This window comes from Methylocapsa polymorpha (genome assembly GCF_045689225.1).
Taxonomy (GTDB): Bacteria; Pseudomonadota; Alphaproteobacteria; order Rhizobiales; family Beijerinckiaceae; genus Methylocapsa; species Methylocapsa polymorpha.
Map to the genome: position 1 here is coordinate 2605289 of NZ_CP136862.1, position 21695 is coordinate 2626983.

Genomic DNA, 21695 nt, shown 5'->3' on the forward strand with positions numbered 1-21695 from the left:
TGCAGCGGCGCGCGGCTCAGCGTGTGACGAGAGTCGCGATCAGAGCGTTCGCCGCTTCCGTGAGGCGGGAGAACATTGCGAAATCGACCCGGCTCACGGCGACGAAAAGGCCGACGTCGCGCCCCGGCGCGAACGCGATGTAGCTCATGAAGCCCACGCCGCCGCCGCTTTTCGCCACCAGCATCGGACGGATTCCCTCGGCTGCCACGATCACCCAGCCGAGGCCGAGGCCCGCCATTGGTCCGGCCTCGTCGAAGCCGATCGCGGCCCGCAGCGCCTGGCGCTGGCGATAAACAGCGTGGCTCAGCGCCAGCGCGCCATCCGCGTCTTTGATGTTGTGGCGCAGCCAGCGCGCCATGTCGTTGCCGGTGCTGTAAAGCCCGCCGCTGTCCGTCGCATGGGTGTCGACGCAGGGCCGGCGCCGAGGCCGGTCCCGATCATCAGCCTGGCGCATTGCTCGGGCGTCGGCGCGAAGCGGTGTCCGCCATGCCCAATGGGGCGTGACTCGCGTGCGCAGCAGGTCGGGATAGGGCTGACCGCCCGCCGCCTCAATGGCGTCGGCCAGGAGGTCGAAGCCGACATTGGAATAAGCGGCGATCGCGCCCGGCGCCCAGGGAAGTTTATAGCCTGGGAGCCACTTCCAGCGATCTTCGCGCGTCGGCCAGGCGCGTGGGGCCGCGTCGGGCGGGGCTTCGCCCATCTCGCGCGGCAGGGCTGCTGAATGGGTGGCGAGATCGAGCAACGTGATCGGGCGCGCGTCGAATGCGGGGACGGTCGCGTCGCGGGCGTAGCGCTGCAAGGGGTCGGTGAGCTGGAGCTTGCCCTCGGCGACGAGGGAGACCAGCACCTCGGTCGTGAAGACCTTGGTGATGGAATTCAGGCGGAGAAGGCTGTCGCCGTCTGGCGTGCGCTTGTCGCCCTTCTTGGTCTCGCCATAGCCGAGGACGAGGCTATTGTCGCCGCGCACGATCGCCAGGACCATGCCTGGAGCGCCGGACTCCATGAACATGACGAGGCCTGCGAGGTTGCTTGCCTCCGCGAGGACCGGGTCGGGGGCCGCCGGCGCGTCCGCCGCTCGCGAGGGCGCGGCGGCCATGGTCGCCAGCATGAGCGGGACGAAGATGAATCGCATCGCGACGCCGCCATTTCCAATCTGCGAGAGACGCTTCGATCGTCCGATGCCGACGCTGCTCAACTGGCGATACGCACATCAGCAGGGCTCAACGCGCCTGATGTTTGCCTGATGGCCATGTCGGGTCCCACTCGCCGCCCAGGCGCGCGCCCTGTCTCCGGAGCGCTTGCCGCGATTAAGAGGTCAGCTTGATCCTCTTTCTCCTCAGCCCGCCGACGCTGTTTCATGGGCCTCGCCGCCGGCTGATTGCCGGGCCCGACGAGAGCGCGTCTTCAGCGTCCACTTGCCGTCCGCGCTTTTGACGAGGCCGCGCTTTTTCAACGCTTGAAGCGAAAAGGATACGGTTCGATTGCTGATGTCTCGGCCTGTGGCCTTGATGCGTTCGGCGATGTCAGCGGCCGAAAGGGCGCCATGCTGGTCGAGAACCTCGGCGATCGCCGCGCCGATGGTCTGGTGCGCCTCCGCGGGCGCGCTTGCCTTCGGCTTGCCCCTGAGCTTCGGCTTGGGGGTTGCTTTTGGCCCTGGCTTCCGCCTAGCCTTTGGCTCCGACCCGGGTCTGGTCGGTCGCGCCGAAATCTTGTCGAGAGCCTGAAGCTCACGCTCTGCTATGCGAAGATCGCCGATCTTCGCCTCCAGTTCAGCGATCTTCGCGTGGATGCGTTCGAGTGCGGTGTCCATGATGACTTTGCTCATGTTGATCTGGTGACGGGAAGCTTGCATTCGAATCAACCCGAAATGGCGGATCCTGCAAGTTATGAAATGGGAAGCGCCTACTCTAATTCAATTATCCGGTTTGCGCCCACTGTAGGAAACCCCTCCCCAAGGAGGCTCTATGAGTCGCATAGCTTCATTTTCGAATCTATAGCGACCGCAAAGTCAACAGTTGATTTGCAACAACGCCGCTTGAGATGTGAAGTTCCAAGATGTGGGATGGCGCAGCTCCGCGAGGCTACGCTACGCTGTGGATCCGGCGGGCGGTTGTTCGAAGGACGGCCGTCCGGGGGCGACCGGGCGCTGGCGCCGGTGATGGATCCTCCCCCGATTTTAGGGATAGCGCGGCCGGCCTCAGCGCGTCAGGCCAGGGTGAGCCTGCACAATCGGCGCATGAAAAAGGGTCCAATCGTCTATATCGCGCCGCACTTCAGAGCTCCGCCTCTTGCCTTCCGTCGTCGAGAGCGCTGACGATCCTATGGCATGGTCCACGCGTTCGGCGAGATCCTGCATCGGCAATCGAACGCGGAGGCGCGTTCGTCGATTCGCGAGGCGATCTCAAGAAACGCCCCCGTAGAGGCGTCGGGTTAGCGCGGGCCGAAGTAATCGTGGGCTGCTTTTTCTCGACGAGGTGGTCCACCCTCCAACTTGGGGTCCGCAGCTTCGGGGAGAGGGGCGGGCGGTATTGCAATCGCGACGCGCCTTCCTCGCATTCGCCGCCGATCGTGCGCTAAGCGGCTTCGCGCTCCGCCTCGACCGCTCCGCCCCTGGTTGCCTGTTCATGCCGCGCGAGGCAGGTCTTCGAGATCGCGACCGCGCCGCCGGGAATGCCTGCCGGATCGTCCGGCAGGTCAACTCAGGATGCTTGTGCGCCTTGGCGTAGGCGAGGCGCCGATCCAGGATCCGGAGGTTCAGCTTCTCATAGTTCGCAGCCTTGCGGCGGGGTGCGACGAAGCGCTTGCGAACCGATCCGCCAGGCCTTCGCATGGCGCGCTTAGTCGGCGACGTTGCCTGGACCTTCAGGATGAAAGGGGCTCCCGCCAAAACCCTGGCGACCGCGCGTGCCCGAGCGATCAAAGGCAGCCCCTGGCGGCGCGACGGCCCGTGACGGATTCTGATAGAGGCCGTAGTATTGGTCAGCGTTGGCCGGTTGCTTGGTGTGGGGATAATCCTTCGCCGCGACGGCGCCGGACATGAGAAGGGTAGAGCTGATAAGGGCGATGTTGAGAATTTTCATGGGTTCATCTCCTTTAGGTTGACGCGGCGGTCCATGTCGCCGGCAAACATGAGCCGCGGCGTTTGCGCCTTGGCAGTTAAGGAGACTCTTCGAGGCGTTGGTTTATTCCGGACTGGCGGCGACATCGACCTTCGCCTCGCTTGGAGAGTCGAGCCGGTCTTCGGACAGGTGAAGCGGGCGAGTTCGGCGAAGGGTCTGGCGCGCAGTCATTGCCGTCGGATTTGAGATGGAAGCCATGGCCACGCGCGAGCGCATCCAGCCTTGAAAGCCCGCCGCCCGCGACGATCGTTTCTCGCGTCAACTTGGATTTGTCGCGCAGGCCCTGACCTCGGGGCTTTGGCGCTTCTTCGCGTTCGGCCGCGGCCGCCCGGCGAAATGCGGCGCCGAGGCGTCAGAAGCGTCGCGCAGTTTCCTGGAGGCGTGGGGGAGAATTGAGAGCTGGATAGCGGCATGGCCGCTGCCGGCTTCAGCCAGGGATGCTGAGACCTTGTAAGACTATTATGGGCTGGCGAGGGGGACCTTCCAGTCCTTTCTTTCCACAACAGCGCGAGAGGACGGGCGACGCCGGTTAACCCGCGCGCCGCCTCGGAAAGGCCATCCAACAATTCGATCGGGTCGAAAGCCTATCGATCGTCTCGCCCGCCATGCTTATGCCTATCGAGATCCTAGAGCATGTTCCGAAAAAGTTGATCGACTTTTTCGATTAGAACATGCTCCAGCTCTTTGAATTTGAGCGATTCCTTTTCGATCATATGGTTCCATTTGATCGGGAAGCGCTCTAGCTGTGACCAAAGCCCTCGTGTCCGTGACGCCAATGTCTTCCGGTGGCGATGTGTAGAAGCGGCCTGAAGCGGTTCTTTTGCGCATCATCGAGGCTATCGTAGAGAGGCTTTGCGGCCTCGGCGAGCTTGTCGAGCTCGGCGGAGCGCGCCGAGAGGCGCTTGGCGCCTTGCTGCAGGCCTTCGATTACGCTGCGATGCTCACGAGGCTCGCCCGCCTTTTCACGCCATTCCGCTATGCGGGCGGCGCGCGCCTTCGCTTGTTCGCGCAACGCCGTTTCGAGCGCAGGCCAATTCTTCTCTTGCGCCGGCGTCAGTTTGAGGCCTGCTTTCAGCGCCGCGACGCGCGCGTCCGTGAAAGCGGCGAAGTCTTCCGCCGAAAATTTTGGATGGCGCGCGGCGGCGGCGTCGGATGTTTCGGGCGGCGCGGCTGAGACGCTTGAGGATAGGCTCGGAAAAGCCAGAAGCGCAGCGGTTGCTGCTATTAGAATATGCTTTTTCATGACGGCGCCTCGAAGTGGCGAGAGGGACGCCGTGAGTTTCACCCAACACCTCCGAAAAGCAACTAAACGTTCTGTGATCGAACGAACGCAAGCGACTCGCCGCCGGCCCGACGCAAATAGCGTCTTTGAAAGGCTGTGCTTCCGGCCCCTGTAGCCTTTCAGCTCGCCAGGCTTTGGATGAGCTGTTCCGGCCAATGATCTCACAGATACCAACCAGGTCCGAAACCCGACGCTGACAAAGAAATGAGTCTGAATTCCTCGGATAACACCGAAAGAAAAAAGCCTCTCCCCCGGCAAGGGGGTAAAATCAAAAAATAGGCTCTCATCCCAACTGCGTTGATCCAGGTCAAGACGTCCACGCCCAGAATGAAAGCTGATGAACCGCCGCCGACTTTGTCGCTGCTGAACACCGCTGGATTTTCCTTGGTGCGGCTTCCGATATAATCGACGGCTATGCGCCGGCGCCGACCAAAAACTGTCCGATGGCGCAACTGAAAGAGAAACTCATCAAGATCCGCGCGGCGGCCGTCAACCATGGGTGTTATATTGCCTTCCGGATGGCCAACGCAGCCATGTAAAGGACTCTGTCGACATGCTGCTGATGATGGACTTGCGGCCTCCTCAGGTTGTGTATCAATGGCGTAAGGCGTTCGATGTTCCTGCGTTCAGCTAAATCTCTGCGAACGGCGCGTCTCGATGCGTGCGAAATCGGCATTATATCCGGCGGTCTGCGGCATCTTGCGGACCGGTGTCTGGCAACATTTCAATCGGCCTTCACATGAAGCTCGCCATCTTCTTCGCCGCCATCTTCTTCGCCGGCCCAGCATGCGCGCAACCGTTTGATCCCGAACTGATCTCGGGTTGCCTGCCCTGCCACGGCGGCGACGGGATCTCGAGATTTGGCGGAGTGCCAAATCTCGCCGGCCAGAATGAGCCTTATCTCCTGAATCAATTACGCGCCTTTCACACGGGCAAGCGCGTGCACAAGGAAATGCGCTACATGAGCAGGCACATGACCGAAGAGGAGATGGAGGCCATCGCGGCCTATTTCTCAAGTCTGCCGGCAAGGTGATGCGCGACGGCGCGACCGCATGCTCGCGATCGGAACGCCGAATGGCGCGGGAGGAGCGAAATCCTGTCCCGGATTGCCGCGCTAGCGCTACCCGAAAAAGGATGGCGCTCTACTTGTATAAGCTGAAGCTTTTTCCCTAAGCCCGAGGTCATTCCATGGCTCAAGGACCTACACCCAGCGAATCCTCTCAGCGGCCTCAACCGATCAGGGGCAATCGAGGCGCGATGATCATGGGACGGAGGAGCCTCGCGCAGTGGCTGGCGTTCACGCCCACGAACTCGGGCGGGCGCGCTTGCGTATCGATCAAGTCAATTCATGCGGGAATTCCGCCGCGCAAAATGCCGGTGGTGGGCCTAGATGAGCTGGCTGTCAGGGTGGATTCCACCTGAAATCCTCGGCATTTTAAACTGCAACCTAGGAGGCCTACCATGTCCATAAACAATCCTGACATAGAGGAAATTCAGCGCGAAGTGGCGACATCGCTGCATGAGCATTGGGCGCTCTTTCTGGTCGAGGGGATCATTCTCGTCATCCTCGGTCTGGCGGCGGTCGTCATTCCGCCCATCGCGACCCTCGCGGTCGAAATCCTGATCGGCTGGCTTTTTCTCATCAGCGGAATCGTCGGTTTGATCACCACCTTCTGGATGCGGAAAGCGCCGGGCTTCTGGTGGTCGCTCATCTCGGCGATCCTCGCCACAGCGGCCGGCGTCGTGCTGTTGTTATGGCCGTTGAGCGGCATCCTTTCACTTACGTTGATTCTTATAGTGTTTTTCGTGATCGAAGGGGTCGCCTCGATAATGTTCGCGCTTGAGCATAAGCGCGAGCTGTCGGGACGATGGGGTTGGATGCTGGCGAGCGGCGTCGTCGATCTGATCTTGGCCGCTGTCATTTTGGCGGGCCTGCCCGGCGCCGCAGCCTGGGCCATCGGGCTGCTGGTCGGCATCAACATGGTGTTCGGCGGCGCGGCGCTGATCGTGATGGCGCTGGATGCGCGCGAGAAGGCCCCGGGTTTGACTGCCTCGACGCGCTGAGCAAGTCATGCGCCGCAGCGGCGGCCTTCCGATTTCATGAGGAGATGGTCGCCGCCATGGGGCCGCAGCGCAGTCCGCCGCCCATGCTTTATTTCTCTCCGCTATCGTGCGGGGGTGAAATTTGCGCTGCGTCAGCGCTTTTCGGACGTGGCGAAATATCCTATTCTTCTAATTGCAGACATGGCGCGAGACGGCATCCGCCCCGAAAGAGCGGCCGGGGTGGCGTCGAAACGCGGCGGAGAATGAAGCAAGGCGCATCAAGCGAGATGAGCGGCGCGAGGTCGGATAGGGCGGTCGAAGCTTTAGTCGTTCCCAAATCACGATGCGAGTGGCAGGCGGTTTGGGCGCGTTTTTAATTGGCTGGATGTTCAGGAATGGATTGCCAATGAGTGATCTGGAAACGGTGGAATATGGGGCTCGGGCTCCGGCCCATTCGCGCAAGGCGACGCTTTTTCTGAAGGAGCTTCCCTATGTCATTGTGCTTGTGCTCACGATATTGGGCGTGGCTCTCACCAGTGTTTGGCACCAGCCTTTCATCGGCTATTGGGAGTTCATGGCTGTGGCGGTCGGCGTTGTCTGCGTCACCACGGGATGGCTTCATATTGAAGACAGGCAAGCTCGACTTCGGATGATCTGGACGCAAGCGCTCCATTGGCTGGCTTTCTTGGTCGCGATGAATATCTTGCTCCTGCCTGGCGTTCAGCGAATGCTCAACGCGCCAGCGACCGGGCTCGCGCTTCTGATGTTATTGGCGCTTGGCACTTTTGTGGCCGGGGTCCATGTTTCATGGCAAATCTGCGCGCTCGGCGTCGCGATGGCGCTTTTTGTGCCAGCGATTGCTTGGCTGCAGCAGTCCGCGCTCTTCTTGGTTTTAGCGGGCGCGGCGCTTACGGGGGTTGTCATGACGTTCTGGTGGCGGCAGGGCGACCGGCGCAGCAGGAAGGCCGCGTCCCTGATCGATTAGAAGCCTATCCCCGCGAATGCGTCCGCGCGCTCTATTGCGGTTTGGCGGCGCGATCGGGGAAGGCTCGGGCAAGGGCGTCGCGGCTCGCCGCGATCACGCCGCGCTCGGTGATCAGCCCAGTCACAAGGCGGGCTGGGGTCACGTCGAAAGCGGGATTGTGAGCCGCGCTTCCCAAAGGGACCAGGCAGACGGTCTCGATGCGCCCATCGGCGGCGCGCCCGGTGATGTGAGTAATCTCCTGCGGCGATCGCGTTTCGATCGGCGTTTCGGCGACGCCGTCGTCCATCGTAAAATCTATCGAAGGCGACGGCGCGGCGACATAAAACGGCACGCCATTGTCTTTTGCCGCCAGCGCCTTCAAATAAGTGCCGATCTTGTTGCAAACATCGCCCGAGGCGGTCGTGCGATCGGTCCCGACGATGACCAGATCGACATCGCCATGCTGCATCAAATGGCCGCCGGCGTTGTCGATGACGATTGTATGCGGCACGCCGTGCTGGTTGAGCTCCCAGGCCGTGAGCGAGGCGCCTTGATTGCGAGGGCGCGTTTCGTCGACCCAGACGTGCAAGGGGACGCCCTTTTCATGCGCCTTGTAGATTGGCGCGGTCGCGGTGCCCCAGTCGACCGTCGCGAGCCAGCCGGCGTTGCAATGGGTGAGAATATTGACGCGCTCGCCTCCCTTGCGCGCGGCCGCCGCTTCGATGAGGGCGAGCCCATGCTCTCCTATCGCCTCGCAAAGCGCGACATCCTCATCGGCGATCGCGGCGGCATGGGCGTAGGCAACGGGACCGCGCTCGTTGGGCGGCAGGCCCGAAAGGCGCCGGCGCGTGGACTCGATCGCCCATTTCAGGTTGACGGCGGTCGGCCGCGTCGCGGCGAGAATGGCGCATGCCTTGTCGAGATTGCCGTCGGACGGATCAGCGCGCATCGCGAGCGCGACGCCATAGGCGGCCGTCACGCCGATCAGCGGCGCGCCCCGCACCTGCATGTCGGCGATTGCGCGCGCCGCCTCTGCGACATTGGAAATAGTGACGATTTCAAACTTGTGAGGCAATCGCGTCTGATCGATGACATGGATGCTCGCCGCGTCGTCGCCGAGCCAAATCGTTGTAAAAGCTTTGCCTTCAATGCGCATGGACTCGCTCGCTCGTTCGCCCGCGCTTGGTTTAGAGCATATCCAAGGCAAACGCGAACAGGGCCGCGTCGGGATTGAGTTCGCGGGTCATGCTTCAGGGCGGAGGATGTCGGTTTCGAAGAGCGAAACGATTCGCCTCAGCGGCAATTGCTGCAGATTCCTTGATCCACCTTGTTGTCTTCCCTCTCGATCGCGCGATCGAGCGGCGTTGTTCCGCCGCTCTGGGACTCGCCCGGATGCGGAACTGTCTCGCCGGTCGGGGTCAAATTTTTTTCAATCAATAGACCGGCGTCTGTTCGCTCGGGAGGCGATCCGGCCCCGTCAAACCCGCCGGATTGAGCTCGAGCTGGCGCGCCTCCGATGGCCGCCGCCAAAAAGAGAGCAATCCCAAATGTCTTAAGCATCGCCGCCTCCATTATCGTGCGAACAGCGCCGCTTAATCGAGAACTTGCTCTTCCCGGCGCCGTCCGCGTCACGACGTTAGCGACGATGAAGCAGGGCGCCAACAAGATCAAGTTGTGCGGCCTCCGGCCGTTAACGCAGCATTAATGAGACGCGAGGAAAAAAGAGGAAAGTGTCTTAAATGTCCCTGGAGACCAGCATGGATCATTCCGCTGACAACGCCGATCCAAATGGCGAGGCTCGAAACGGCGGCCATGACGATGGCGCGGGCGCTTCGGCGTCGGACGGCTCCAACCCCTCCTCCTCGGGATCAAATGAGAAATCGGTCGCGCCGAGCGGGCGGGGCAAAGGCCTGCGGCCGGCGCCTGACGCCTTTTCGGATCTGGAGCCCTTTTTCGAAAGGGTCGAGTCAAGCGCCGGGCGAGGGCCATGGCCGCGGCTCGAGCCGCTTCTCTCCTATGGCTCACATGCGGCTCTCGCGCTTTGCGTCATGGGCTTTGCCTGGGCGGCGGGGTCCCATTTTTTTGGCGGACCCACGCAGAATGCGCTAAAGGCGACCGCAATTCAGGACGCCGCCCGGCGAGAAGCGGCGGAAAGCGCCGAAATACGCCGCGCGACGCAAAAAATGAGTGAGGACATGCGCGCGCTAAAGGCGAATCTCGACGGTTTGCGCGCTTCGGTCGCGCAAAACCAGAATTCGAAAGACCAACATGCGCTCGAAAAGGGTCTCGACGGGCTGAAGACCAGGCTCGACGCGGTGAAGACCGAGACGGGCGCGGCCATCGCTGAACTCTCCGGCAAAGTGGAACATATGCAGCGCGAGCCAGCCGCGAAGCTTCAGCAGGTGGTCGAGCGGCTCGATCGCATAGAGCGGCAGACCGCGGCGCCGGTTACGACGGCCTCGATCCCCGCCAGCACGGCGACAGCAAAGAGCGCGGCGCCGAATCGGACGCAGATCATGGGCGCCCCGCCAAAGCCCTTGTCTCTGCCGCCGGAGACGGCCGAAGCGCCAAAGAAGCCGCAACTGATTACGAGCTGGGTCGTCCGCGATGTCTATGACGGCGTCGCCCTGGTCGAGAATGCGACCGGGTCCCTCGAAGTCGCGCCGGGAGAAACGATTCCCGGCGCCGGCACGGTCAAGTCGATCGAACGGCGGGGCGCCGGCTGGATCGTCATCACGAGCCGCGGCCTCGTCGATTCCGCCCATGACGTTTACCTTCCCTGAAGCATAAATCTTCGTCTACCGTCCCGAGGCTTTGGCGGTCGAGTCAGCCGGCGTCGAGCCGGCGAGGCAGGAAATAGGCGAGGAGGCCTATCGCCGGCAGGAACGAGCAAAGGCGATAGACAAATTCGATGCTGGTCACGTCGGCGAGATAGCCGAGCGCCGCAGCGCCCAATGCGCTCATGCCGAAAGCAAAGCCGAAAAACAGCCCCGCTACGGCTCCAACCTTGCCCGGCAAAAGCTCCGTCGCATAAACGAGGATGGCGGAAAACGCCGACGATAAGATCAGCCCTATCGCGACGCTGAGAACCATGGTGAAGGGGAGGTTGGCGTAAGGCAGGAGCAGCGTAAAGGGCAACGCGCCAACGATCGAGATGAGGATCACCGAACGACGGCCGATCCGGTCCCCGATCGGGCCGCCGAGGAAGGTTCCGAGCGCGGCGGCGCCGAGAAAGACAAAGAGAAATATTTGCGCCGTCCGAACGGGGAGCTGAAATTTCGCGATGAGATAGAAAGTATAGTAATTGCTCAGGGTCGCCATGTAGAAATATTTGGAGAAGATCAGCGTCAGAAGGATCAGAATCGACGCTACGACGGTTCTTTTCGGCAAGGCGTTAGAGGTTCTTTTCGGACGGGGCCGCGCGCGCGCGGCTGAGATCCGCCCATCGTGCCATTGGCCGATGAGGGTCAGGATCGCCACCGCGCAAAGCGGGACGAGAGAAAACCAGGCGAGGCTTTGCTGTCCGTGCGGCGCCACGATGAAGGCGGCGAGCAAGGGGCCGAGCGCCGCGCCGGCGCTGCCGCCGACTTGAAAAAGCGATTGCGCCAGTCCGTGCCTTCCGCCAGACGCGACGCGCGCCACCCGAGACGCCTCCGGGTGAAACACTGATGATCCCATGCCAATGAGCGATGCGGCGGCGGCGAGCGCGATGAAATTTGGCGCGACCGACAAAAGGAGAAGGCCGCTCAGCGTGAATCCCATGGCGATCGCGAGAAAATAGGGGGCGGGCTTGCGGTCCGTATAGAGGCCGACCAAGGGCTGAAGCAGCGACGCCGTGAGCTGTGAGGCCAGCGTGATCAGGCCGATCTGGCCGAAATCAAGGGAGAAGGATGTCTTCAGGATGGGATAGATGGCCGTGAGCAATGACGCGATGAGGTCGTTGAGGCAATGCGAGAGGCTGAGCCCCAGAAGAATGACGAACTGCGTCGCCTCTTCCGCGCCGGCGCGCCGCGCGGCCGCAGCAGATTTCGCGTCCATGGAACCGGCTTTGATTTTGAATATTGGTACCGCCACCCCGGCTCGAACGGGGGACCTCTAGATCCACAATCTAGCGCTCTAACCAACTGAGCTATGGCGGCGCGGTCGATATGCGCCGGACCCTAAGAGGATCGATCCCCGATTGCAAGACCTCGAACGCCGCCCGCGCAAGGGCCCCGGCGGGATTTTTTGACTCCCAACCATGAACGGCTGGAATTCGGCGAAATCGCCTCGATTGGGCGTAAGCCCGTTCCGGCGGGAGGCCGCGTGACGCCGCGGTTAAGGATAGATCGATCAATTTATACGCGAAACCGCTCCGTAGGTGGACCCGCCGTTGCGGCGCTATTAGGATTTCCTTAAGCCTATCCGCATGAAGCGGGATTTGGCCTTTGAAACTTTGGGACCAGGAAGCCCAGGCGGCATGACCGAGTTTTGCTTCGCGCCCGACCTGACCGGGCAGGAAATTGCCGAGGCCTTGCGCAAATTGCCGCCGGGCCTTGCCGTCAGCGCGCCTGTCGTCGCATTGGGCGGCAGGAACGCCGCGCATCCTGGGCGGATGGTTTTCGCCAGCAAGGCCTTGCTGCGCCTGTTTGGCGCGCGCAATCTCGACGAACTGTCCGACCGGCTTTTCGCCGCCGCCGAGCCCGGCGCGAAGCGGCTTGCTGATCTCGCCGAAAACCTGCCGCTCGACGGCGATCCGCGCATCGAAAAGCTGCGCTTCATCCTCGGCCCGGCGACGCAAAGCATCATATTTCTTTGCCGTCGGGTCGCTTGCGACGACGGCGCATCGCTCTTTATCGCGGCGGCGCTGGACTTTCCCGAGAGCGCCGACGATCCAACTGCAGGCGCTCCATCTCTCGCGCGTGAAAACGCCGAAGAACCGTCGCCCGCGCCCCGAAGCACGGAAGAGATCCCTGTCCCCCCGACGCGCTCGCCAAACGAGGCCGGAGTGGTCCGATTTCTCTGGCGCACGGATGCGGAGGATCGGATTCTCGAAGTCACAGCGCCCTTCGCCAAAACCGTCGGAGGAACAGGCGCGGATCTCGTTGGCCGCAATTTCATCGACGTGGCGCGTCGGCTCGACGCCGGGCAGGGCGGCTGGCTTTCGGAGTTGATGGCGCGGCGGCGGCCTTGGAGCGGCGTCGAAATTTTATGGCCGATCGAAGGCGGCGCGGCGGGCGCTCCCATATGTTTCGGCGCGGCGCCGAGCTTCGACCGCGAACGTCGGTTCGCCGGCTATCGGGGCTTCGGGATCATTCATCTCGAGCGGGCGCCGCAGTTGGATCGCGCCCGCCGGAAGCGCGCGGGCGGCCGCCTTCCGTCGTCGGCAAGGCCCAGAGCGGCCCATATGGCCGGACGCCCGACGTTAGGCCCGCGGCAGCCCGCTCGATGAGCCGCAGGCGACGCGCATGGCGTCGGAAGCGGCGAACGTCATACCATTGCGCTCATTTGCGCCGGGTCAGAACGCCCCATTGGCTCGGATTGATGATGCGACAGAGTCGTTGCCCTCTGCGCCCCGCGAATTGACCTTGGACGAGCAGAAGGCTTTCAACGCGATCGCCTTCTCGCTCGGGGCCAAGCTGGCTGACGCCGCTGCGGGGCGCCCGCCCCGGGACGCGGGTGATCCTGGCTCCCCCCTTGCGGCCGGCCGCGCGCATGGGCGCGACGCCGAAGAGCGAAGCCGCATCGCGCCGGAAGGCGCCGAAACCATCGGCGCAAGCCTCGACGCGGAGTTGCGCCGTTACAAAAGCGAGGCGGCCGAGCTCAACGCCATCCTGGACACCGCGACGGACGGAGTCCTAGTGCTCGATGCGCGGGGACGAATCGTGACGCTCAATCGTTCCGGCGAGGCTCTCTTCGGCTATGACAAGAGCGAGGTCGCGGGCGAAGCTTTCACCATGCTGGTCGCGCCGGAGAGCCGGGCGCGCGCGGAGGATTATTTTGAAGGCCTGAAATCGAACGGGGTCGTCAGCCTGCTCAATCACGGGCGCGAGATCACGGGCCTCGCGCGGCAAGGCGGCGCGATCCCGATCTTCATGACGCTTGGCCGAATCAGCGCTGGCGCTTTCTCGGAGTCGAACGCTATCGGCGACGAGGAAATCCGCTTCTGCGCGCTCCTGCGCGACATGACGCATTGGAAAAAGGTCGAGCGGGAGCTCGACGAGGCCCGCCGCGAAGCCGAGCGCGCGAGCGCCTTGAAATCCGATTTCCTCGCCAAGGTCAGTCATGAAATCCGCACCCCGCTCAATGCGATCATGGGTTTCGCCGAAGTCATCATGGACGAGCGTTTCGGTCCGATCGGCAATGCGCGCTACAAGGACTATCTGAAGGACATCCATAGCTCGGGCGCGCTCGTGATGAGCCTCGTCAACGATCTTCTCGACCTCTCGAAAATCGAGGCGGGCAAGATGGAGCTCGAATTCGCCTCGGTCGACGCCAATCGCATCGTCTCCGAATGCGTCTCCATCATGCAGCCGCAGGCGAGCCGCGCGCGCGTGATCATGCGGCTGGCGCTGGCGGCAGGCCTGCCGCATCTTCTCGCGGATGAACGCTCGCTTCGCCAGATCGTCTTGAACCTTCTGTCGAACGCGGTGAAGTTCAATCAGCCGGGCGGCCATGTCATTGTCGCGACGGCGCTCACGGACGCCGGACATGTCGTGCTTCGCATTCGCGATACGGGCGTCGGCATGTCCGAGGCCGATATTGAAATCGCTCTGGAGCCCTTCCGCCAGCTCGCCGTCTCGCGGCCGCCAGGAGGCACCGGCCTGGGGCTTCCGCTGACGAAGGCGCTGGTCGAAGCCAATCGCGCCTTTTTCTCGATCAAGAGCAAGAGGCGCGAAGGAACCTTGGTTGAGGTCGCCTTTCCTCCGCCGCGCGTCCTGGCTGAGTGACTTTGGTGATTGATTCGGCTGTTCGCGCCCTGCGCAGATCCTCGCCGCGATAGAGGAACAATCGAGCAATGCGCTCGTTCTTCTTCTTTCGGAAAGGTCTGTGCAGGAGAAAGCAATGACCGAAACAGTCAAGGCGAAACCGCAGCAAAAGCTGGCGAAGAATCGAGCGCCGCGGCTCGACGATGAACTCGCCGACACGTTCCCGGCGAGCGATCCGCCCTCGATGACGCAACCGAGCGTGAAAGTAGGCTCGCCCAATCACCAGCGTCGCAAGGCGAAATAACGCCGAACAAGTCTTGTTCTCAAGAGGTTCGTAGCGAAAAGGGCGCGCTCGAGCGCCGCTCCCATCGCGGCGGCTCGTTCGACTTTGGGCGCGAAGCGCGCCGCCACATGACCCGATAATCCGGTTCGTGGCTTTTTTCCCCACATCCAAACTGCGTCAGCTGGATTGCAGGCTAAAACGCGATGGACGCGTGGACGCTTGCATTTCCGCGCGTCGCCGGCAGGGACAATCTTTGATCATTAGGCCCGCTTACCGGGATTCCGTGGTTCGTAAGCCCTGCAATTCACATTGACCCCCATACTATCCCATGCTATCCCAAATTGTCCCGTTTCGAGTTTCATAATGTCGGTCCACGCGGCGCTTCGAATCGGCGCATTGCAGCCTGACCGCACAAGGCAACGCAGGTCGGGAGAGTGGACGGATATCGCTCGAACTTCACCAACCGGCTCGACGCCAAGGGACGGGTGTCGATTCCGGCCCCTTTTCGAGCGGTGCTGGCGCGTGATGGGTTCGAAGGTCTTTACGTCTATCCCTCGCTTGATCAGGAGGCGCTCGATTGCGGTGGCCATGCCCTGTTGCGGGAAATCGACGAGCTCGTTGGGAGGCTTCCGCTGTATTCGGAAGAGCGCGACCTGTTTTCAACGGCGCTCATCAGCACGAGCGAGATTTTGAAGGTCGATTCGGAGGGGCGCGTGATCCTGACGGAGAGCCTCAAGGCCGACGCCGGCATTACGACGGAAGTCACTTTCGCCGGCCATGGGCACAAGTTCCAGCTCTGGGAGCCGGGCCGTTTTCGCGCGCATCTGGTGGAGGCCAAAGGCCAGGTGCGCGAAAAATTGCGAAAACAGCCCGGCGCCAGCCACGTGGCGCCGGAGACGCCGCCGCCACGGCCGCATGGAGCACGGGAATGACATCGGGTCGCGGCGAAGAGAATGATCTCGCCGCTGGCGGACCGGCCCGGCACGTTCCCGTGCTTCGTGAGGAAGTCATGCGGGTGCTCGACCCGCGCGAAGGCGGCCTTTATCTCGACGCCACTTTCGGGGCCGGCGGCTATACGCGCGCAATCCTGGCGAAGCCCGGAACGCGCGTGCTGGCGCTCGACCGCGATCCCGTCGCCATCAATGAGGGAGCCGAGCTTGCGCGGCGGGCGCAGGGCCGCCTTTATCTGGCGCAGGAGCGTTTTTCCCGGCTCGGCGAGGCGGCGACGGCGCGCGGGCTTAAGGACTTCGACGCGGTTGCGCTCGACATCGGCGTTTCTTCGATGCAGGTCGATGATGCTGAGCGCGGGTTCTCCTTTCGCGGCGAAGGCCCCCTCGACATGCGCATGGAGCGCTCCGGGCTGAGCGCCGCCGATCTCGTCAATACGGCGGAGGAGGAGACCCTCGCCGACATATTCTTTTACTTCGGCGAGGAGCGGGCCGCTCGCCGCATCGCGCGCGCGATCGTCATCGATCGCGTCAGGGCGCCTTTCACGTCGACGGCCGCGCTTGCGTCGATGATCTCGCGCGTCGCGCCGGCCAAGCCTGGGGAATTGCACGCGGCGACGCGGTCTTTCCAGGCGCTGCGCATCGCGGTCAATGATGAGCTCGACGAGCTTGTTCATGCGCTGGTCGCGGCGGAATCAATCCTGAAGCCAGGCGGCCGGCTCGCCGTCGTCGCATTCCATTCGCTCGAGGATCGGATCGTCAAACAGTTTTTCGCGACGCGCTCGGGACGCGGCCAGACGCCGTCGCGGCGGCTGCCGGGGGAGCCCGTTCCTCCCGAGCCGACCTTCTTTCTGCCGGGCAAGCAGCCGATCGTCCCTTCGCCGTCCGAAGTCAACGCAAATCCACGCGCGCGTTCGGCGAAGCTCCGGCATGGGGTCCGCACAAGCGCCGCCGCCCGCCCCCTCGACGAAAGTCTACTGGCGCTCGCTCGGCTCCCGCAGCGTAAGGCCGGAGGGCGTTGACATGGTGCGGATTTTAAATCTTCTAGCAGTTGTGGCGCTGATCGGTTCGGCGATCTATGCCTATACGATCAAATATGAGACGATCTTTCACGCCGAAAGGATCGTCAAGCTGAAGCATGAGATCAAGGCGGAGCAGGATCAGATCGGAACGCTGCGCGCCGAATGGGCGCATCTGACGCGGCCGGAGCGCATCCAGGCGCTCGCCGATAAATTTCTCGATCTCCAGCCTGTCGCCTTGACCCAGATCGTCGGCGCCGACGCCTTGCCCGCGAAAGCGCCGAGAGTCGACTCGATCGGGCGCAAGCTTGAAGCGCTCGGATTGACCGAGCCGACAAACACGCCGCGCGACGGCGAAGCCTCAGCCCCGACCACGCCCTCCATTCGCACGAGATGAAGATTTATCGAAATGATCGAGGGGCGCGACGCAAGACTGAGAGACGGGGCCAGCAGGGGGGCGGTCGGTCCGAGCCGAAACCGCGTCCGCGCGGTGAAAGCCTTTATCGCCGACCTGTTTTCGACGAAGCTCGATAAGAGCCAGGACCGGATCAAGCTGGTCGCCTGTGTTTTCCTCCTCGTCTATGGAATCATCGCCGGCAAGCTTATCCTTTTCGGTTTGCGCCAGGACCAAACGCTAGGCGTCAAGCGCGCCGCCTCGGATGTGATCGCCGCGGCGCGGCCGGACATTCTCGACCGTAATGGCGAGGTTCTGGCGACCGACATCAAGGTCATGTCGGTTTTCGCTGAACCCAGGCGCATCATCGACAAGGACGAGGCGGTCGAGCTTCTCACCGCGGTCCTGCCCGATGTCGACGCCCGCGAATTGCGCGAACGCCTCGGCTCCCGCAAAGGGTTCATATGGGTCAAGCGCGCGATCACGCCGAAGCAGCAGCAGGAGGTCTATCGGCTGGGTCTTCCCGGCGTCGGCTTCCTGCCCGAGAACAAGCGGGTCTATCCGAACGGCCCGATCGCCGCGCATGTCCTGGGCTTCGCCAATCTCGACGGGGTCGGCATTTCGGGATTGGAAAAATATATCGACGGGCAGGGCCTCGCGGATTTGCATGTCGCCGGGTTCAGCCTGACGCCGGATGATTTGAAGCCGATCACGACCTCGCTCGATCTCAAGGCGACCTATGCGGTTCGCGACGAACTCGCTAAGGGCATCGCCAAGTTCAAGGCTAAAGCCGGAGCTGCGTCTATTCTCGACGTCGACACCGGCGAAGTCGTCGCGATGGCGTCCTTGCCCGATTACGATCCGAACACGCCCGCCGACGCGCTCAATCCAAACCATATCAACCGGCTTTCCGTCGGCGTCTATGAAATGGGCTCGACCTTCAAGGCGATTTCGATCGCCATGGCGCTCGATCTCGGCAAGGTCAATCTCCACTCCCGGATCGACGCGCGCGACTCATTGCGCTATGGCCGCTTCACGATCCATGATTACCATGCGCAGCACCGCCTCTTGAGCGTGCCCGAGGTCTTTACCTATTCCTCCAACATAGGCGTCGCCCGAATGGCGCTGATGGTCGGAGTGGAAGGCCACAAGAACTTCCTGCGGAAAATGGGGCAGCTCGCGCGCCTGCGCACTGAGTTGCCGGAAACCGCCGACCCGCTCGTTCCCAAAAACTGGGGCGAACTCAACACAATGACGATCGCCTTCGGGCAGGGCCTTAATGTCGCTCCATTGCAGGCCGTGATGGCCGTGGGCGCCCTTGTGAACGGCGGAACGCTCATCACCCCAACCTTCCTGAAGCGCGGCGAAGCGGAGGCCAAGAAGGACGCCCCGCGCGTCGTCAAACCTGAAACCTCGGAATCGATGCGCTATCTGATGCGCCTCAACGCGGAGATCGGCACGGCGAAGATCGCCGACATCAAAGGTTATTTTGTCGGCGGCAAGACAGGCACCGCCGATAAGATCGTGCATGGCCATTATGCGACGGATAGGGTGTTCACGACCTTCATGGCGATCCTGCCCGCCGACAAGCCGAAATATCTCTTTCTGACGCTGCTCGACGAGCCGCAGGGGCTGCCGGAGACGCAAGGCTATCGCACCGCCGCCTGGAATTCGGGGTCCGTCACCGGCAAAATCATCGAGCGGACAGGGCCCTTGCTTGGCATTCCCCCGCGCATCGAATTTCCGACCCAGCCTTTTCCCCTTCTGGCGAAGCTCGGCTACGGCATCGCCAATGCGCCGGCGACCGGCGGAGGCGGGCATTGATGCGGCTCGCCGAACTTCTTCCAAGCGAAAATATTCCTGAGCCATTCGCTGGACGCGAGGTCAAGGGCGTCGCCTTCGACAGCCGCGCCGTGACCGAGGGCGCGGTGTTTTTCGCCGTGCCGGGAACGAAGGCGGACGGATTAGCCTTCGCGGCGCAAGCGGCGCAGCGGGGCGCGATCGCCATTGTGGCTGAGCGCGAGCCCGAGGCGTCGATCAAGTCGGCGGCTTTCATCAAGGTCGATGACGCGCGAAGCGCATTGGCGCGGGCCGCAGCGAGACTTTATCCGCGCCAGCCCGAAACCATCGTCGCGATCACCGGCACGAGCGGCAAGACCTCTGTCGCAGCCTTCGCGCGCCAGATCTGGGCCGCACTCGGCGCCAGCGCCGCCTCGCTCGGAACGCTTGGAGTGGTCGCGCCGTCAGGAGCCGTCTATGGCTCGCTCACCACGCCGGACCCGGTGACGCTCCACAAGACCCTGGATGAACTCGCGCGCAGCGGGGTCACGCATCTTGCGCTTGAGGCCTCCTCGCATGGCATTGCGCAGCGCCGCCTCGACGGCGTGCGGCTCGCGGCGGCGGGCTTCACCAATCTTTCGCGCGACCATCTCGACTATCACGCGACGCTCGAAGACTATCTAGACGCGAAAATGCAGCTCTTCGATCGGCTGCTGAGCCTTGGCCAGACCGCCGTCGTTGACGCCGACAGCGATGTCGCCGAAAGAGTCATATCCGTTTGCGAGAAACGCGGCTTGCGCGTCTTTTCGGTTGGATGGAAAGGGGCCGCGCTGCGGCTCCTCGAAGCGGACGCCGAGAATTTTTCGACGCGGCTTCGAGTCGCCCATGCTGGCGTGACCTTCACGCTTCGGTTGCCTCTCGCCGGCGCGTTTCAGGCGTCGAACGCCCTTGTCGCCGCCGGGCTTTGCATCGCGTCGGGAAGCCCGCCCGAGGCGGCTTTGGCGGCGCTGGAGCGGCTTGAAGGCGCGCCCGGCAGGCTCGAGCTTGTCGGCCGCCGCAATGACGCGCCGGTCTTCGTCGATTATGCGCATAAGCCAGACGCGCTCGACAAAGTGCTGCGCGCGCTGCGGCCTTTCGTCACGAAAAGGCTTATCGTGGTTTTTGGCTGCGGCGGCGATCGCGACGCCGGCAAAAGGCCGATCATGGGGGAAGTCGCGGCGCGCCTCGCCGATCGCGTCATCGTCACGGACGACAATCCTCGCTCCGAGGAGCCAGCGGCGATCCGCAAGGCGATCCTGGCCGGCGCCGTTGGTTTTGAAAATGTCCTGGAAATCGGCGACAGGGCCGCCGCCATCGCTCAAGCTGTCGCCATGCTGGAGCCGGGCGACGGTCTCCTTATTGCGGGAAAAGGCCATGAAACCGGCCAAATCATTGGCGACAGGACGCTCCCTTTCTCCGATTCGGAATGCGCCCGAGCGGCATTGAAGGAATACGCCGCATGACCAATGGCGCCTCAAGCGAGGCTTTGTGGACCGGCCTCGGACTCGTCGCCCCGCTCGCGGCGCGGGTCAGCGGCGGCGTGCCGCATGGCGGCGCGAAAGGGATTTCGATCGACACGCGAACGCTACAGGGCGGCGATCTCTTTTTCGCGATCAAGGGAGAAAGCAGCGACGGCCATGATTATGTCGCCGCCGCCTTCGGCAAGGGGGCGCTCGCCGCCGTCGTCGACGAAGCCCATGCCGATGCGCTTGCGCCGCTTGGCTCACTCTATGTCGTGCGCGACGTTCTTTCGGCCTTGGAGGGTCTCGGCGTCGCGGCCCGCAGCCGCACCGCCGCGCGCATCGTCGCAGTCACCGGATCCGTCGGCAAGACTTCGACGAAGGAGGCTCTGCGCGTCGCGCTCACGCAAGGCGGAGCCGTGCATGCTTCGGTCGCCTCCTACAATAATCATTGGGGCGTGCCGCTGACCTTGGCGCGGATGCCGAAACGGACGAAGTTCGGCATCTTTGAGATCGGCATGAACCACAAGGGCGAGATCACGCCGCTTGTCGCGATGGTGCGTCCGCATATTGCGATCATCACGACGATCGCCCCGGTCCATCTCGAAAATCTGGCGAGCCTTGACGACATCGCCGACGCCAAGGCGGAAATCTTTTCAGGCCTTGCGCCGGGCGGCGTCGCCATCCTCCACCGCGACATCGCGCAATATGACCGCCTCCTCGCGCAGGCGAAAGACTCGCCGGCGGGCTATGTCGCAAGCTTCGGCGAACACGAAAAGGCGGACGCAAGACTGTTGAACGTGACGCTCGCCGCCGATTGCTCGACGATCGAGGCTGAAATTTGCGGCCGGCCGCTGACTTATCGTCTCGGCGCGCCGGGACGCCACCTCGCGATGAATTCGCTCGCGGTGCTCCTCGCGGCCAAGGCGCTTGGCGTCGATCTTGACGCCGCCGCCGGCGCCTTGGCTTTTTTCGCGGCTGGGCCAGGGCGTGGCCAAAGACTGACCCTTGACGCCAAGGATGGGCCATACATTTTGATTGATGAAAGCTACAACGCCAACCCGGCGTCGATGCGCGCGGCTTTCGCGCTGATCGGAGCGCTGCCCTTGCCGGACAAAGGCCGCCGAATTGCAATTCTCGGCGATATGCTGGAGCTCGGCCAAGATGAGGCGGCCATGCACGCCGAGCTCGCCGCGGACATAGACGCGAATCATATCGATCTTGTTTACGCCGTCGGTCCCCTGATGAAGAATCTTTTTACGGCCTTGCCCGCGAAACTGCAGGGCGCCTGGCGCGAAAGCGCGGGCGATCTCGAGCCGATCGCCTGCGCCGCGATTCGAAGCGGCGACATCGTCGTCGTCAAGGGATCGAATGGAAGCCGCATGAGGGCGATCGTCGATGCTTTGAAGGAGCGCGCCGCCGCTCCGGGCGCGACGCTGGCAGGGCAGGGAGCTTGAT

Annotated in this window: 20 protein-coding genes and 1 tRNA gene; 13 read left to right on the top strand and 8 right to left on the bottom strand. The window is 62.9% G+C overall.

Annotated features, from left to right (window positions below; all coding sequences use genetic code 11):
• Nucleotides 1-16: 16 nt before the first annotated feature.
• The 5 genes from ampH to RZS28_RS12010 form a co-directional block, all read right to left on the bottom strand.
• The gene (ampH, locus tag RZS28_RS11990; protein ID WP_407337979.1) at nucleotides 17-1132 is read right to left on the bottom strand and encodes a D-alanyl-D-alanine-carboxypeptidase/endopeptidase AmpH; all 1116 of its coding nucleotides are present in this window, start codon (nucleotides 1130-1132) and stop codon (nucleotides 17-19) included.
• A 204-nt stretch (nucleotides 1133-1336) separates the two neighbouring features.
• On the bottom strand, nucleotides 1337-1825 hold the full coding sequence (locus RZS28_RS11995; RefSeq protein WP_407337980.1) for a winged-helix domain-containing protein: 489 nt from the start codon (nucleotides 1823-1825) through the stop codon (nucleotides 1337-1339).
• A gap of 1012 nt (nucleotides 1826-2837) precedes the next feature.
• Nucleotides 2838-3080: a hypothetical protein gene (locus RZS28_RS12000; protein WP_407337981.1), complete on the bottom strand. Its 243-nt coding sequence runs from the start codon at nucleotides 3078-3080 to the stop codon at nucleotides 2838-2840.
• A gap of 778 nt (nucleotides 3081-3858) precedes the next feature.
• Nucleotides 3859-4362, bottom strand: coding sequence for a Spy/CpxP family protein refolding chaperone (locus RZS28_RS12005; RefSeq protein ID WP_407337982.1), 504 nt, complete (start codon nucleotides 4360-4362; stop codon nucleotides 3859-3861).
• Nucleotides 4363-4562: 200 nt separating this feature from the next.
• The gene (locus RZS28_RS12010; RefSeq protein ID WP_407337983.1) at nucleotides 4563-4898 is read right to left on the bottom strand and encodes a hypothetical protein; all 336 of its coding nucleotides are present in this window, start codon (nucleotides 4896-4898) and stop codon (nucleotides 4563-4565) included.
• 242 nt (nucleotides 4899-5140) lie between these two features.
• Here RZS28_RS12010 and RZS28_RS12015 point away from each other — a divergent pair, with 242 nt between their 5' ends.
• The 3 genes from RZS28_RS12015 (at nucleotide 5141) to RZS28_RS12025 (ending at nucleotide 7429) form a co-directional block, all read left to right on the top strand.
• Nucleotides 5141-5434: a c-type cytochrome gene (locus RZS28_RS12015; protein ID WP_407337984.1), complete on the top strand. Its 294-nt coding sequence runs from the start codon at nucleotides 5141-5143 to the stop codon at nucleotides 5432-5434.
• 428 nt (nucleotides 5435-5862) lie between these two features.
• Nucleotides 5863-6465, top strand: a complete 603-nt coding sequence (locus tag RZS28_RS12020; RefSeq protein WP_407337986.1) for an HdeD family acid-resistance protein — start codon at nucleotides 5863-5865, stop codon at nucleotides 6463-6465.
• A gap of 385 nt (nucleotides 6466-6850) precedes the next feature.
• Nucleotides 6851-7429 (top strand): hypothetical protein, encoded by a 579-nt coding sequence (locus RZS28_RS12025; protein ID WP_407337987.1) that lies wholly within the window; start codon nucleotides 6851-6853, stop codon nucleotides 7427-7429.
• Nucleotides 7430-7460: 31 nt separating this feature from the next.
• On the opposite strand, the gene mtnA is transcribed toward RZS28_RS12025, so the two are convergent.
• A complete protein-coding gene (mtnA, locus tag RZS28_RS12030) occupies nucleotides 7461-8564 on the bottom strand; it encodes an S-methyl-5-thioribose-1-phosphate isomerase (protein ID WP_407337988.1) in 1104 nt (367 codons plus the stop codon).
• A gap of 601 nt (nucleotides 8565-9165) precedes the next feature.
• On the opposite strand from mtnA, the gene RZS28_RS12035 reads away from it, so the two are divergent.
• A complete protein-coding gene (locus RZS28_RS12035; RefSeq protein ID WP_407337989.1) occupies nucleotides 9166-10191 on the top strand; it encodes a hypothetical protein in 1026 nt (341 codons plus the stop codon).
• Nucleotides 10192-10234: 43 nt separating this feature from the next.
• Here the strand turns inward: RZS28_RS12035 and RZS28_RS12040 are convergent, their stop codons facing one another.
• Entirely contained in the window at nucleotides 10235-11446 is a 1212-nt protein-coding gene (locus tag RZS28_RS12040; RefSeq protein ID WP_407337990.1) for an MFS transporter, read from the bottom strand.
• 24 nt (nucleotides 11447-11470) lie between these two features.
• Nucleotides 11471-11547: transfer RNA gene (locus RZS28_RS12045), tRNA-His, on the bottom strand.
• Between the two features lie 320 nt (nucleotides 11548-11867).
• Here RZS28_RS12045 and RZS28_RS12050 point away from each other — a divergent pair.
• From RZS28_RS12050 to RZS28_RS12090, 9 genes are all read left to right on the top strand, one after another.
• The gene (locus tag RZS28_RS12050) at nucleotides 11868-12839 is read left to right on the top strand and encodes a hypothetical protein (RefSeq protein ID WP_407337991.1); all 972 of its coding nucleotides are present in this window, start codon (nucleotides 11868-11870) and stop codon (nucleotides 12837-12839) included.
• A gap of 109 nt (nucleotides 12840-12948) precedes the next feature.
• On the top strand, nucleotides 12949-14337 hold the full coding sequence (locus RZS28_RS12055; protein ID WP_407337992.1) for a PAS domain-containing sensor histidine kinase: 1389 nt from the start codon (nucleotides 12949-12951) through the stop codon (nucleotides 14335-14337).
• 115 nt (nucleotides 14338-14452) lie between these two features.
• Complete coding sequence (locus RZS28_RS12060) at nucleotides 14453-14620, top strand: hypothetical protein (RefSeq protein WP_407337993.1); 168 nt, start codon at nucleotides 14453-14455, stop codon at nucleotides 14618-14620.
• Between the two features lie 413 nt (nucleotides 14621-15033).
• Complete coding sequence (locus RZS28_RS12065) at nucleotides 15034-15531, top strand: division/cell wall cluster transcriptional repressor MraZ (protein ID WP_407337994.1); 498 nt, start codon at nucleotides 15034-15036, stop codon at nucleotides 15529-15531.
• Entirely contained in the window at nucleotides 15528-16568 is a 1041-nt protein-coding gene (rsmH, locus tag RZS28_RS12070; protein WP_407337995.1) for a 16S rRNA (cytosine(1402)-N(4))-methyltransferase RsmH, read from the top strand. The genes RZS28_RS12065 and rsmH overlap by 4 nt, the downstream gene beginning before the upstream one ends.
• A 1-nt stretch (nucleotide 16569) precedes the next feature.
• Nucleotides 16570-16962: a hypothetical protein gene (locus RZS28_RS12075; protein ID WP_407337996.1), complete on the top strand. Its 393-nt coding sequence runs from the start codon at nucleotides 16570-16572 to the stop codon at nucleotides 16960-16962.
• Nucleotides 16963-16974: 12 nt separating this feature from the next.
• Nucleotides 16975-18783 carry a peptidoglycan D,D-transpeptidase FtsI family protein gene (locus tag RZS28_RS12080; RefSeq protein WP_407337997.1) on the top strand — a complete coding sequence of 603 codons (1809 nt, stop codon included), beginning with the start codon at nucleotides 16975-16977 and terminating at the stop codon, nucleotides 18781-18783.
• Nucleotides 18783-20240, top strand: a complete 1458-nt coding sequence (locus RZS28_RS12085; RefSeq protein ID WP_407337998.1) for a UDP-N-acetylmuramoyl-L-alanyl-D-glutamate--2,6-diaminopimelate ligase — start codon at nucleotides 18783-18785, stop codon at nucleotides 20238-20240. Before RZS28_RS12080 ends, RZS28_RS12085 begins: the two co-directional genes overlap by 1 nt.
• Complete coding sequence (locus RZS28_RS12090) at nucleotides 20237-21694, top strand: UDP-N-acetylmuramoylalanyl-D-glutamyl-2,6-diaminopimelate--D-alanyl-D-alanine ligase (protein WP_407337999.1); 1458 nt, start codon at nucleotides 20237-20239, stop codon at nucleotides 21692-21694. Before RZS28_RS12085 ends, RZS28_RS12090 begins: the two co-directional genes overlap by 4 nt.
• The last annotated feature ends 1 nt before the right edge of the window (nucleotide 21695 follow it).